This window comes from Blautia sp. MB18-30, assembly GCF_023669475.1.
Classification (GTDB): domain Bacteria; phylum Bacillota; class Clostridia; order Lachnospirales; family Lachnospiraceae; genus Blautia_A; species Blautia_A fusiformis.
This window is the reverse complement of the sequence record NZ_JAMOYY010000013.1, coordinates 46,457-60,247: the sequence shown is the minus strand read 5'-3', so window position 1 is coordinate 60,247 and position 13,791 is coordinate 46,457. Positions and strand designations below refer to the sequence as shown.

Below are 13,791 nucleotides of genomic sequence, written 5' to 3'. Positions count from 1 at the left end.
AACTGCTCATCGGCAGGTATCCTCTTTTTTCGGTATTTCTTTTCTCGGCGTTCTGGGCGGTTCATGGTGGTCCGACAGTTCGGTTTCCACATATTCGCTGATGATTCCCAGTGCTTCATAATAATTACCACTCTTGTGGACACGGTCTGCCATCTCGTTGGCCTGTTCGGACATCCCGGCACATCTGAGCAATCTTGAGGCATCGCCAAGGATTGAGAAAATATTTCCGTCATGCCCTAAGAGTTTCAGCTTCAGATGGGACGGCTTTGGTTTCGATTGCTTTTCCTGCATCTCGTTTTCTGGTGCTTTCACCTGTATCTGGAAATCCGAGCCGGCACCAACATAGAAATGTAAGTATAATTCACCACCGTCTACCTTGATCTCCCGCTGTTCCAGACTTTCTCCCCAGCCATCGCTGTACTGCCCTCTCAGATACTGCCCCACCACACGGTATTCCTCTGGGGTCAGATTCTCCCGGAGTGTCAGGTTTGCACAGCCATATAAAACACCCTCCTGTTCTTTTACCGCCATTGTAATGCGTTCCACTTTTTCCTTAATGTCCTTGTTTCGGTCAAAATAATCAATCAGGTTGCATGGCTGGTTGTCAGGCATACCGAGCCGGTTGATTTCATCAACCTTTTCTGCTATGGATGTCTGATACTGCACCAGGTCAGGTCCTTCCAATGGCTCCGCATCATCCAGATCCACAATGTCTGAATAGTCCGGAATAAACTCTGCCATCAGAGGTGACAGCATTTCCACTTCTATTTTATCTTTCAAGGCACCACCTCGCTTCTCTGTTCTGCCGTTTCTCTGGTGTACGGGCAGCCATCTTTGCCATGTCTGCCCAGTCTGCCCCTTCGATCTCCGGCAGGTTCTCGATGATCTGATAGTTTCCCTCGTAGGCTTTTCGGATATGTTCACACGCCCACCGTCCGGCAAAGTCATTGTCGGTACACACTTCGATCTCGGTGATCTCCGGGTGCTGGGACAGAAAATGTTCCAATGCCTGCGGCTTTTTCATGCTCCGCTGGCTCTGCCCTTCTTTTGGTGCGCTGATCCCGCCAAGCTCCAGACGGTACTTATCCCGGCTTCCCTGTCTCTGTTCCAATGTCATGTGGGCAAGCACATCCACACAGGCTTCATAAACAGCAACCCGTCTGCATCCCGGTTTCGCCGGAACACAAAAAGCGTATGCCTTTTCACTTCCGGCCTGTTCCATCTTAAAAGACTTTCCGCTGGCATCGTAAATCCCACGCAGGAAAGCATATCTTGCCACCTGGTTTTCATCCCGGCCTATGAACACGGCATTGTGGTAGGGCAGACTCTCATATAAGATTCCCAAATGAACACACCGCTGTAAGACCTCGCCACTGATGCCCCGCTCTTTCAGATAGCGGAACACCCTGCGGCAGTCCGGGCTGGTCGTAGGCAGGACAAATGGCTTCTTTGGCTTTGCTTCCACTGGAGGAGGGATATAGGTGGGATACTCATCTTTCAGCATTTGCACTGCCTCCAGAAAAGAACACCCGTCTACATGAATCAGGAAATTTAAAGCACTGGTGCCCCCGATATCTCTGGATTTCCAGTGCCACTGGCTGGTGAGCTCGTTGATTTTAAAGCTGTCGTGGTCTGTCAGCTCCCATTCATTTCTGGCTGAAGATTTTTTCAGGCGGTTCGGCTGGTATTTCTTCAGGTACTCAATGGCGGTGATCTCCCTTGCCCGTTTGATCTCTTCTTCCGGAATCCACGGCATTACATCACGGTATCCCGGAGCTGCTCTGCCTTATCCGTTTTCTCCCACGGGAATTCCTTTCTTCCAAAATGCCCGAACACCGCACTCTGTCGGTAGATTGGCCGCTTCAGGTGCAGGGTGTCACAGATCTGGCTTGGGGTAAGCCCGAACACCAGAGGGATCGCTGCGGCGAGGCAGTCATCCGCACAGATCTTTCCCGTTCCAAAGGTATCCACCTGCACCATGACTGGCTGGGCAACCCCAATGGCATAGGCAAGGGACACCTGGCATCGGCTGGCAAGTCCGGCAGCTACCATGTTTTTGGCGATGTAACGGGCCATGTATGCCCCGGAACGGTCAACTTTGGAACAATCCTTCCCGGAGAATGCACCGCCGCCATGCGGTACCAAGCTGCCGTAGGTATCCACCATTAGTTTCCTTCCGGTCAGTCCGGTGTCTGCATCCAGACCTCCGCACACAAATCTGCCCGATGGGTTAATCAGGATCTTGGTATCCTCATCCGGTGGCAGCATACGGAGTGCCGGGCGCAACACTTTCTCCCGGATCTCATGCTCCAGCTTCCGAAGAGATTTTTCCTTTTCATGCTGACAGGACACAACGACCGTATCCAGACGGACAGGTCTGTCATCTTCGTATTCCACGGTCACCTGTGCCTTTCCGTCTGGCAGGATTCCCGTGATATATCCACTTCTGCGGCTTGCAGACAGTTCCCTCACAATGCGGTTCGCCAAAACCACTGGCATTGGCATAAGCTGCGGCGTCTCATCACAGGCGTAGCCAATCATGATTCCCTGATCCCCGGCACCGCTGGCAAGTCCGCTCTGAACAGAAACAGTCCCTGCTCTGCGTTCTCTGGATCTCTCCACTGCCCCGGCGATATCCGGACTCTGTTTGTGGATGAGGGCATCCATGTGGATTTCCTCTGCTTCATAGCCTGCACTCTCCAGCACCTTTTTGATGATTTCAAACACCTGTGGCTCAAATCGGCTGGTAATCTCTCCTGCCACAATGATGTTCCCTTTGGTCGCCAGCACCTCGCAGGCCACCCTGGAATTTTCGTCCTCTTTCAGACACGCATCCAGAATGCTGTCTGCGATCAGGTCGCAGAGCTTATCCGGATGTCCTTCTGTTACGGATTCTGCTGTATAAAATCGTTTCATAATCTTTACCATCCTTTCCAAGTAAATAATAACGGCAGGAAACGCTCCTTTCTGGAACACTTTCTGCCGGATCTGGGTTATAAGTTGTCTCACATTCTGCACTTTTCTGGTACTTTCAGACACTTTTTTCAACCTAAATACTACCAATGCACACCCTTACATAATCCCCCTGTTTTGAACACATCCCTGCCTGTGCGGTCATTATTTGTCTCATTTTCTGCACTTTTCGGGTACTTACGAACACTTCTGACTCCACACTGCCCCGGAAACCGGCACCGCCAGGACGATGTTCCTGGCACCACTCCATTCATATGAACACGTGACGAGCGTCAAAACCTTATCGTATATACACTTCAGGTAATCATCTCCGGTTTCGAACACTTCCCTCTGCTTAGCTGCTTTTAAGTACTCCTGCACTACCGCCACATCTGGAAGTTTCTGCTGGAACGGGAACAAATTCCTGTCTGCTTTCAGCACCGTGACAATTCGGTATTCCTGAATGCTATCCTCTGTCTGAAGATAAGCAAAGGGATGCTCCTGATAGTACGTTTCATCTGCATATAAGTCCAGATTTCCGAACATTTCCCCACTGTTCATGTTGTGACCGTAAATGATAAGGTTCCGACTTTCAGACACTTTACAGTCTGCCTGTAAAAACAGGCTTCCGTTGATGTCATATTCCTTTTTGTAATTCCGTTTCAGGTAAAACTCCCCATTCTCCTGTTCGGACTGAAGCACCGGGTAATCAATCCCGGTATCCGGTATTGTCAGCCATCCCTGCACATCCGGGTATTGTTCCCGAAGAGAAACAAGGTCTACCGCAGCCACCGGGCATTTTCTTCCAGCTGGTTGGTCTTTCTTTTCAGAGCCTGAGGCTCCCGGAGCTTCCGGCTCCGGGAAATTCCCTTTCAGCTCTGCCACCAGCTTTTTGTTTTCCATTGGAAGATATACCATGTGGTAAATCAGAAATCCGGCACTTAAGAAAAGAGCAGCAAGACATACCGCTTGAAAAAGTTTTTTCACGATTTTCATCGTTCCTGTCCGGCTTTTCTCTTCTTTGGCTGACTCTTCTGTGTCTGTCCCGGCACAGGCGGTTTCCTTGCTGCTTTCAGGATTGGTTCTGTTGGAATCTGATTCTGCCTGCAGCCCTTTAAGATTCCGGTCAGGTACGACCGTCCGGGCGGATTAAAGTTCTGCATGTAATCTTTTGTCATGATATAGACAATGGCTTTGATCTCTCTTCCGCCTTTATTCTTGACGGTGATTTCCTGTTTGTCGTAAAAATCAGGATAGCCTTCATAAAGATCCAGGCTCTTTTCGCAGTCCCCGGTCAGTGACCAGAGGACGCCGTCCACATGGCTTCCCTCTTCCGGGAAGATGGTGGCAAGACCGCTTCCTGCGGCTGCAAAGGTCAGCCGATACCCCTCCAGGCGGACGGTTTCTACCACCTCCGCCTTTGGGCACCGATATGCCATCTGGTCCAGATCCATGTTGCTTCCATACGCAAAATATAATTGTTTCAGCCTATCTGCCCCCTTTTTTCTTCTTTCTTCTGGATGCCACACTCATACCAATCAGACCGCCTGCGGAAAGAATCAGGCACAGGGCCGGAATCCAGAGGTTGGTGTCATCACCTGTTTTCGGGTTGCTTACAGACGGGGTATCCTCCGGCAGCTTCTCGTTCGTCACTTTCTGGATGACTTCGATCACTGGAGTTTTGTCATCTACATAGGTAAATGTCACCTCATGTTTGGTCCCATCCAGCTGATAGCCCTCCGGTGCTTTGGTCTCAACCAGATAATAGGTGGCTGCCTTATCAAATTTGCCGTCCTTATAAGTTCCGATTGCAAGCAGTCCGCTGGTTGCATGGCCGTTTTCATCAGTGGTTAGGGTTTCTACCACTTTGCCATCCGCATCCCTCAGTTCAAATTCCGCATCTTTCAGTGCAGCTCCGGTATCCTTATCTGTTTTCTCAACGATCAGACGTCCCTTTGCGGTATCATCTTTCATGGCTACCTTCTGGATCTCTGCGGTATCTGCCACCTCGAAGGTGATCTCTTCTGCAACAACATAACCGTTTGGAGCCTGCTCTTCTTTCAGGGTGTATTCACCGATCGGAAGTTTTTCGATATAATGCGGCTCTTTACCGGAAGTCCAGGTTTCTACGATGTTGCCATTTTCATCTGTGATGGTCAGTTTAGCTCCTTCGATCTCAGTATCTCCGGTAATATCCGTTTTGCTAATCTCCACTTTGGTCACGTCATCTTCCATTATCTGTTTCTGGATCTCTACAGTATTCTCCACGGTGAATGTGATGCTTTCCGCAGTGGCATATCCATCGGCCGGCTTGGTTTCTGTCAGGGTGTACGATTTTCCTACAACCAGTTCTTTGATGATGTGCGGCTCCTTGGTGGATGTCCATTCCTCAACAACAGCCCCGTTTTCATCCGTCAGCTGTAATCTGGCTCCCGGCAGTTCCTCGCCTGTGGTCAGATCGGTTTTGGAAAGTTCCACGGTTGTCGGCTCATCTTCAAATACGAACTCATAGGACACTTCTGCTTCTTTGTCTCCCTGGTACTCAAAAACAAATTCCTGTTCTTCTCCGGTGGTGACAAATCCATCCGGTGCATACAGCTCCTTCACATAATAGGTTCCGTCAATCGGCAGGTCTGCAATAAAGGAAATCTTTCCATCTGCATCCGTTGTTTTTAATTCGATCAGGGTATCGGCCTCCATCAGCACCTTTCCAGATGCGGACAGGATATCGTTTCTGGTGTACAAACCAAAGATGCCGCCTTTTAATACACGGTCGGTATCCTTTTCTTTCTTCAGGACGTTCACTTTTACCTTCTGGCGGTTGTTCTGCCAGTCCTCATCGTATACGACAACAGGGGTATCCTGGTCACGGTAGGAAAGATCTACATATCGTGGTTCATCATCCAGGACGTAACCATATGCTGTGCCGACCTCTTTGACATAGTATTTTCCAACCGGAAGATCAGATACTTCTGCAATGCCGTTTGCGTCCGTTGTCACAGTTGCTACCAGCTCATCTTTGGAATAGTAATCCGGGCTTACGCCATCGGCTGCTTTGATATCCTCTGCAGCGTAAATCTCAAAGGTAACGTCTGACAGGCTTCCTGTGATGTACTCAAACAGATGCTCTACAACGCCTTTGACATTGTCCAGCAGGGTGATCTTATCAAGGAATTCACCCTTCTTGTTTACGATCAGCAGTGCTTTCGGCACATCGTCTTTCATTTCCACTTTCTGTACTTCTGCGGTATCCTGAACGGTGAATTCCACATCTGTGGTCTTTAAATAACCAAGCGGTGCAAGGGATTCACGGAGGATATAAGTTTTTCCAACAGTCAGATATTTGATCACATGAGGCTCATCCTTTACGGAAGTCCAGCTGTCGATCACATTTCCATCCTTGTCCAGAACAGAAAGGGATGCCCCGTTCAGCTCTACGCCTGTGGTCAGATCGGATTTGGTCATCTCGATGGTGGTCGGCTGGTTCTTCTTCACAGATTTCAGCTTGATGGTCGGAATGTCCTGCCCCTGATAGGTGGCATCAAATTCCAGTACCTCATCAGAGGATACAAAACCGTCCGGTGCGGAAATCTCTTTTACATAATAAGTTCCAAGCGGCAGGTCCAGGGTAAAGTGTGCCTGTCCTTTTTCATCGCTTGTGATCTCCTGTAATAAGGTATCTGCTTTCACGATGACCTTGTTGCCTGATTTGATTTCCTTCTTATTGTAAAGTCCAAATACAGCTCCGGCTACCACGCTTCCGGTTTCTGCGTCCTGTTTTTCCACGGTGATGCTTACTTTCTGGCGTTCATTTTTAAATGTCACTTCTTCGTCTACGACCGGGGTATCCTGTCCGGCATAGGTAAAGGTTACCTCTTCCCCTTTGGCATTCCAGGTGTAGCCTTCCGGTGCTTTTTTCTCTTCTACCCGGTATGTTCCGAGCGGAAGATTCTCGATTACGGCACTTCCGGTTTCATCAGTTGTCACCGTTGCCACCAGTGTGTCTTTGGCATATTCCAGATAACGGTTGCCGTTCTCATCTTTCTGATGGTCTGCGGTATAGATATCTTCTGCGGCATAAACCTCAAACACGGCTCCTGCAAGGCTGGCTTCCTCATAGGTGAAATCCTTGTCAAAACCTTTGACTACTTCTCCTTCCTTGTGGATGGTCAGTCTGCCTTTTGCCGGGTGGTTCTCGAATTCCACCTCGATGATCAGGTCACCGCTGACCGGATCTTCCTGGTATGCGGTATCGCTGTCTACCTTGATTTCCACGGTATTGACACTGTGGGTGTATCCATCCGGTGCAGTCACTTCTTCGATGCGGTAATTTCCACAAGCCAGATTCTGTGGCAGGATCAGGTATCCATTCTCATCCGTAAAATAAGATTTATGTACCGTAGTAGATGGGTAGGTGGTCACCTGTTCCACATATTTCTTGTTATCCAGATCGTATACTTTAAACTCGGTATTCGGAACCAGGACAGATTTCTTTGTCTCGCCATCTTTTTTGACGATCTTTAATTTTGCTTCAAACTCTTCGTCCAGAAGCACACGCCATACCTGCGGCTGATCCGGATTGTTTTCCGAGATCACAACCTTAAAGTCATCGACTGGTTTGAAGTTGTGCGGTGTGGTGGTCTCCCTTACAATGTAGGTTCCGTATGCAAGCGGAATGGAGCATGCATATCCACGCTCATCCGTGAACATTTCTGTCTGTCCGTCTGCGGTCAGTACAACCGGAGTTGCAGATGCAAAGTCATAGGAACCGTCCTTATTTTTCTTCAGGTTGCTCTCCAGATATGCACTGAATCCCACACCTTTTAACAGATCGGCATCGGTCTTACCATTGTTGGCTACTTTAATGACCTGGAACGGCTGTTTGATCACATCTTCCAGAGAAGTTGCGGTACGTTCTACCGTCTGAACCAGATCTCCCTCGTCATTACACTCCAGATCATGTTCTTCCGGGTCTGCCAGATATCCAACAGGCGGCGTCAATTCTTTCACGTAATACTTTCCGAGATAGAGGTCTGCGATTTCTGCATTTCCCTCGGCATCCGTAGTCAGGGTTGCAATCTGCATTCCTGCCGGGTAAAGGACACCTGTCTGTCCATCCGGATGAACGATATCCTCACGGGCATACAGTCCGTAAACCGCACCCTCAAGGGTTGCATCTCCCTGTGCGGTCTTTCCGGTTTCGGAATCCTCTTTTACCAGTTTGATCTTCGCATTGACACGCTCGTTCTGGAACGTGTGGCTGAAAGAAACGGTTGCCTCTTTGTCTGTGGTGTACTGGAACGTAAAAGAGTACACATCCTCACTGTTTCTGGTATATCCGGCCGGTGCAGAAACCTCTTTCACATAGTAGCTGTTAGCGATCGGCAGGTCTGCCTGATATACGGCTTTTCCGTCTGTTCCGGTCACTGCCTTCTCAATGAGGGTATCTTTTTTGACCACAACGGTTCCGTCCGCTGCTTTGATGTCGTTTCCGGCATACAGGCCATAAGTGCCGCCCGGAAGGTATTTCCTGGTTTCCTTATCCTGTTTATATACACTCACGCTTGCTTTCTGGCGGGCATTTTTGAATGTTACGCTTCCCATCACCTTTCCTACATTACCTCCGGCATAGGAAAGGGTGATCTCCTGGCTTTCACCAGTGCATACCAGATTTTGTGGTGCCTGCATTTCTTTTACTACATATTTACCCAGATATAGATTATCCAGTGTGGCACTTCCGTCATCCCCGGTAGTAAGTCCGGCTTTGACCAGTGCGTCTTTTTTGTAGATGACGGTTCCGTCTGCGGATACAATATCCGCTGCGGCATAAACATTGTAAACCGCACCCTTCTGTTTCTGCTCGGTATAGACAAAGGAAACACCATTGTCTGTCACGTTTGCCCCGGTCAGGACTTCTCCTAATTTATAAACAGTCAGGCTTGCCATCTGTTCAGCATCAGTAACGGTCTGTTTTATAGTGCCGCCGATGACCAGGTTCACATCGTAAGCCTTAGTGTCCAGCAGGTATCCGTTTGGTACGGATATTTCTTTCAGGTATACGGTATCCTGTGTTTTTGTGATCGTAACGCTGGAAGCTCCGTTGGCATCTGTGGCCGGCATCTTTGTGATCAGGTTCTTTCCGTCCTTGTCACTGTAAACGCCATAGACTGCACCTGCGATGGCTTTGTTGCTCTTGCGGTCTTTCTTTACGATCTCCAGAGTTGCCTGTTTTACCCATGATACTTTAAAATCCACATACTTCTCATCGGTCACGCCCTCGCCAAATACCAGGGCAAGGTCCTGTGTCTCGCTTCCGGTTGTGATCTTGTAAGCGGAATAGTCTTTGATGATGCTTCCCTTCATGGTAACAGACCATTCCCCTTTGACATCCACAGCCTGTGTCAGCGGTGCCGATAAATAGAATTTGGTACCGCCGCAGATCTCCACGGATGCACCTGCACTGCTTGTTTTTCCCGTTGTCACGTTATGCAGTTTGACACCGGACGGCAGTTTCATGGTGATGGTCTGCAGTTCAGATGCCTTAAAGGTGATCTCTTCGGTTCTCTGGCTGTTGCCGCTGATATATGCGGTAACATCTGCATTGGAGAAACTCATGTCCACTTCCGGGATCTCCGGCTGGCTCATACAGTAATCATATAGTTCTTTTGCAAGAGCCTGTCCAGTTGCATTCGTACCGGAAAAAGCGTCACCGCTGTTATTGGCATAAGACGCTGCCAGATGGACAATGATAAATTGTTTTCCAGCGGAAAAATCAGGATGTTTCTCTGAGAAAAATCCATTTTCGCCGGATGCTTTTGTGCCGTAGTAGCATACTTTTGCCAGTGCTTTGCTGTCACCCAGTTTGGTAATCTTATAGACACCATCCCCTGGTCCTGCCTTGGACGGCTGCACACAGTAGGCAGTTGCAGACACGTTTCCAAATTTTACAGTATATTTATAAGTTACGTAGGAACCCAGACCGTAGTCTGCATAATAGTATGCAGTCCCTCTTGTCACATTTACGTCCCGTGTTACTCTTGTACTGGTATTGACTGCGGTGAATGAAACGGTTTCCCCATCTTCCATTGCCATCAGGTCAATATCCTGTTCCCCTGCCTGCTCCAGGACATCGCTGAGTGTCAGCCCGGATTCTTCATCGGTTGTATTTTCTGTTTCGGATTCCTCTAATGCAGCATCAAACTCGGATTCGGAAAGTCCGTCCTGAAATTCGGGTTCTGTTTCTTCCGGTTCTTCTGTCTCCGCTTCCTCTGTTTCAAATTCAGCTGTCTCCGGCTCAACAATTTCTGTCTCTACAGGCTCTGTCTCAGTTTCTTCCTGCGAGGCAGCTTCCTCATCATCAGAACCTGTATCCTCTTCTGTAACTGCCTGTTCTGTCTGTGGTTCACTCTGAGACGCTGCCACAGGCTCTTTTACGATCAGGTTTCTCCCAATCTGATAAACCGGATGGTTCTGGTTGACTGGTTCCACATAATAAACGGCATGGTAAGTGTCCGCATGGCTGGTACTGAAGCTCTCCCCGGCGTCATTCTCTGCTTTCTGGAATGTCACCTTGACCTTGCTTTCATCCTCGATTTCCAGATTCGTGCGGTCACTGGAAACATCAAACTCCTGTCCAACTTCCAGTTCAAAATCGGTGGCTTTTACCACTTCATTTTCATCCAGCAGATCCTTTACAGCTTCATACACTGGCGGTTCTGCCGCTTTCGGCTCTTCTGAAGCATAAACGGTCAGCGGTGAAATGACCGTGGATAAGATGGTGACTGCCGCCATCACCCCGGAAAGGATTCGCCTGAATTGATATTTACTCTTCATGTTTTCTACCTCTTTCTTCTTTTTCTTTTTATTTGTCATAAGAACAGCCGGATGTTTCCACCCGGCCTGTCTGTTCCTGTTATTCTGTTACCTTGCATCGTCTGTCCGTCTTGGATTCTGCAGACAGGCATAGGTGCTTTTGTCATACCGCCATGCTTTATCGCCGTCCAGATTGGCAAGCAGATGCTTCCGCACATTTTTGTATTCGTCCCCGATCAATCCGAGGCGGAGCAGAAAGGTGCGGAACGTAAATGCCGGGTTATCCCCGATCTCCGTCTTTTTTGCATGGGTACAAGATTGGTTGATCGCCTGTGCGGATATGGCAAGTGCCAGTGTGATATTCGACCGGACTTTTCCTGCATGTAGGGTGCTTTCAAAACAGCGCCATTCCAGTGTTCCCTTGGAAAAAACAGCGTGTAGGTTTAATGCATAATACCTTGTCCAGTTGTAATGCTCGGAGCTTCCGTCATTTCCCTCATACCATGCCCTTTTGAATTTTTCCATTGTAATGGTGCTGTTGGGCATCCTGCGGATCTTCTCCAATACCATAGGACGGACTTTCTGGCAGTACTCATCTTCCCTTCTGGTCTGTACATTTAAGGCTTTGAACAGAATATCCTCTTTGCAGTACATGATCGTCAGTGCATTTTTCAGACTCCTTGGTGTATGATTGGATGCGTCCACATGGACATGCATGCCACAGGATGAATTGACAAAAGCACCTGCGTTTTTGACACACCGCACCACTTCCTGGAGTTTCCCCATTTCCGAATATTCCAATTTCGGGGATACCATTTCTGTCGAATAATCTCCATCGGCATCTATTACAGTACCATTTGCCAGCCTTTCACAGTCGATACTGCTGTCTCTTGAAAATTTCCACGTTTTTCCATCTGAATCTTTTACACACCAGGAATCGTAAGAACGGATATGATATGGCTCTGTTCCGAACATTCTTCCAATCGCAACAGCCGCATCATAGCGGCTGATACCTGTCATCTCAATCTCTGTACCAAAATACTGGTCTTTTAGGTCGATCTGCTTCACCCACCCTTCGCTTCTGGAACAGGTGAGCCGCTTTGGATCTCTTCATCTACTGCTTTCAAATTTCTGCCTATTGCTTCAATGACATTGACAGTGACACCATTACCGGCCTGCTTGTAAAGCTGGTTATCCGATGTTTCTTTTTCCATCTTGGAAATCTGACCATCCCGATATCCCTGCAGCCGCAGACACTCCCTTGGCGTCAGCCTGCGGATTCTGCCGTGGTAAATCACTCCATGACGGTCAGTTGCCGTAATGGTGAACATTGGCTCTTCCGGTTCTTTCATCCTTCTTCCATTCTGGCGGACTTTTTCCTTGGCCGGTGTCAGCACTGCCCTTGGCGGTTCTTCCACCAGCACCCCGGAACTTTCGCCTCTGTGGTTATGGATGCTGGAATCCTGTCTGGTATTCAGACATCTTGCAACGTCTGTCACCAGCGGCGGAGGGGAGATATCTACAAAATGCAGTGTTCCCTGCTGGTTTCCGGTCGTCAGGGTATGGGCGATCTCATGCCCGACTCTCCCCCTGCGACTGTTGATTCCCGGATATCCGAGATCGATGCTGTCCCCCTCGTAGGCCATCTTGTATCCTTTTCGGGTGTTTTCCTTGATTGGGATACCGACTTCGTATAATCCGGTCTTGCCGCCCATACCACCAGCCCCGCTGGTCAGCGTGCAGCTCAGTCCTTCTTCTGCGTAGACTCTTTCTCCCTGTTTGCCAGCATGGACTTGTATAAGAGCTGTTCCATTTGCTTTTGGGAAAGGTAATATTTTTCCGGCACATCTTCCATCAAGATATCCGACAATATACACCCGCTTCCTTGACTGGGGGACTCCGAAATCCTTGCTGTTAAGCACTTTCCATTCGACATGATACCCCAGTTCAGATAGCGTACTGAGGATGGTGTGAAACGTCCGCCCTTTGTCATGCGAAAGCAGACCGGGTACGTTTTCAAGGAGAAAATACGCAGGTCGTTTGTCTGCAACCAGTCTGGCAACTTCAAAGAAAAGGGTTCCTCTTGCATCGGCAAATCCTTCCCTTCGTCCAGCGATTGAGAATGCCTGGCAAGGAAATCCCGCACATAAAAGATCAAAGTCCGGCATTCGTTCTGTTTCAATATTTCTTGCGTCATTGCAGAACCACTCTCCTTCCGTATCAAACAGCACCCGGTAGTTGTGGTCTGCATATGCATCTGCTTCACAATGTCCGACACAGGTGAAGCCCCCTGCCCTGTGCAGCCCTTCTCGGAATCCTCCGATTCCACTGAACAGGTCAAAAAATCGAATTGTTCCGGCTATCAGCCTCCCTTCGCTGCGAAAAAAACAGTGCAGATTTCTCTGCACCGTTTCCGTCTCTTGGTTTCTGTTTTGTGATGTCTATTCTTCTGATTCCGCTTCCTCTGGCTCAGATTCTTCTGCTTCTTCGGTTTCCAGTTCTGTTGGCTCTGCTTCCGCTGGCTCTTCGTTTTCTGGCTCTGTCGGCTCTTCATCTGCTTCAGCTTCGTCCGGTTCTGTCATTTCTCCGTCTGTTTCAGCTTCCAGTGCTTCTGTCTCAGGCTCTTCTGCTTCAGGTTCTACTGACTCTTCATCCGGTTCTGATTTCGCAGTCTCAGGATCTTCCATTTCTGTTTCTTCGGCTTCCTCTGACTCTGCTTTCCATTTGGCTTCTTCTTTTTCGATTGCATCTTCGATAAGCCCGATTAAGAAGTCTTTCTGTTTCATGCCATTCCTGGCGAGGACTGCTTTCAGTCTGGAAAATAAATCCTCGGTTACCTGTACTGCTACTGTTCTTAAATCTGCCATGTTCGTCTTTTCTCCTTTTCTTGTCATGTGTTCTTCGATTACCATTTCAAGGTATTTTGGTATGCTGATTCCTAACTCTTCGACTTCCAGTTTTAGCTTTTCATGCAGCTCTACCGGGATTTTTCCGCATATGTTTTTCATCTCCATTGTGTTCGTTCTC

Annotated in this window: 9 protein-coding genes; all 9 read right to left on the bottom strand. The window is 48.7% G+C overall.

The window, feature by feature from the left end; translation table 11 throughout:
• Positions 1-6: 6 nt before the first annotated feature.
• The 9 genes from NCY57_RS07960 to NCY57_RS07920 all read right to left on the bottom strand — a co-directional run bounded on the left by NCY57_RS07960 (position 7) and on the right by NCY57_RS07920 (position 13,778).
• On the bottom strand, positions 7-780 hold the full coding sequence (locus NCY57_RS07960) for a hypothetical protein (RefSeq protein ID WP_227617220.1): 774 nt from the start codon (positions 778-780) through the stop codon (positions 7-9).
• A complete protein-coding gene (locus NCY57_RS07955; protein ID WP_173773862.1) occupies positions 770-1,756 on the bottom strand; it encodes a DUF3991 domain-containing protein in 987 nt (328 codons plus the stop codon). Before NCY57_RS07955 ends, NCY57_RS07960 begins: the two co-directional genes overlap by 11 nt.
• Positions 1,756-2,916 (bottom strand): methionine adenosyltransferase, encoded by a 1,161-nt coding sequence (metK, locus tag NCY57_RS07950; RefSeq protein ID WP_055214212.1) that lies wholly within the window; start codon positions 2,914-2,916, stop codon positions 1,756-1,758. The genes NCY57_RS07955 and metK overlap by 1 nt, the downstream gene beginning before the upstream one ends.
• 234 nt (positions 2,917-3,150) lie before the next feature.
• The gene (locus NCY57_RS07945) at positions 3,151-3,948 is read right to left on the bottom strand and encodes a class B sortase (RefSeq protein WP_173773864.1); all 798 of its coding nucleotides are present in this window, start codon (positions 3,946-3,948) and stop codon (positions 3,151-3,153) included.
• On the bottom strand, positions 3,945-4,406 hold the full coding sequence (locus NCY57_RS07940; protein WP_006428280.1) for a gamma-glutamylcyclotransferase family protein: 462 nt from the start codon (positions 4,404-4,406) through the stop codon (positions 3,945-3,947). The genes NCY57_RS07945 and NCY57_RS07940 overlap by 4 nt, the downstream gene beginning before the upstream one ends.
• 34 nt (positions 4,407-4,440) lie before the next feature.
• Positions 4,441-10,785, bottom strand: coding sequence for a SpaA isopeptide-forming pilin-related protein (locus NCY57_RS07935; RefSeq protein WP_161208643.1), 6,345 nt, complete (start codon positions 10,783-10,785; stop codon positions 4,441-4,443).
• Positions 10,786-10,872: 87 nt separating this feature from the next.
• Positions 10,873-11,823 (bottom strand): amidoligase family protein, encoded by a 951-nt coding sequence (locus NCY57_RS07930; protein ID WP_071849528.1) that lies wholly within the window; start codon positions 11,821-11,823, stop codon positions 10,873-10,875.
• Between the two features lie 5 nt (positions 11,824-11,828).
• Complete coding sequence (dcm, locus tag NCY57_RS07925) at positions 11,829-13,130, bottom strand: DNA (cytosine-5-)-methyltransferase (protein ID WP_147554346.1); 1,302 nt, start codon at positions 13,128-13,130, stop codon at positions 11,829-11,831.
• A gap of 75 nt (positions 13,131-13,205) precedes the next feature.
• Positions 13,206-13,778, bottom strand: coding sequence for a hypothetical protein (locus NCY57_RS07920; protein ID WP_006428276.1), 573 nt, complete (start codon positions 13,776-13,778; stop codon positions 13,206-13,208).
• Positions 13,779-13,791: the final 13 nt, after the last annotated feature.

Coding starts and splice junctions, on each gene's coding strand:
- NCY57_RS07940 (WP_006428280.1), bottom strand. CDS start 4,406: ATGGATCTGGACCAGATGGCATATCGGTGCCCAAAGGCGGAGGTGGTA.
- NCY57_RS07920 (WP_006428276.1), bottom strand. CDS start 13,778: ATGGAGATGAAAAACATATGCGGAAAAATCCCGGTAGAGCTGCATGAA.
- NCY57_RS07955 (WP_173773862.1), bottom strand. CDS start 1,756: ATGCCGTGGATTCCGGAAGAAGAGATCAAACGGGCAAGGGAGATCACC.
- metK (WP_055214212.1), bottom strand. CDS start 2,916: ATGAAACGATTTTATACAGCAGAATCCGTAACAGAAGGACATCCGGAT.
- NCY57_RS07935 (WP_161208643.1), bottom strand. CDS start 10,785: ATGAAGAGTAAATATCAATTCAGGCGAATCCTTTCCGGGGTGATGGCG.
- NCY57_RS07945 (WP_173773864.1), bottom strand. CDS start 3,948: ATGAAAATCGTGAAAAAACTTTTTCAAGCGGTATGTCTTGCTGCTCTT.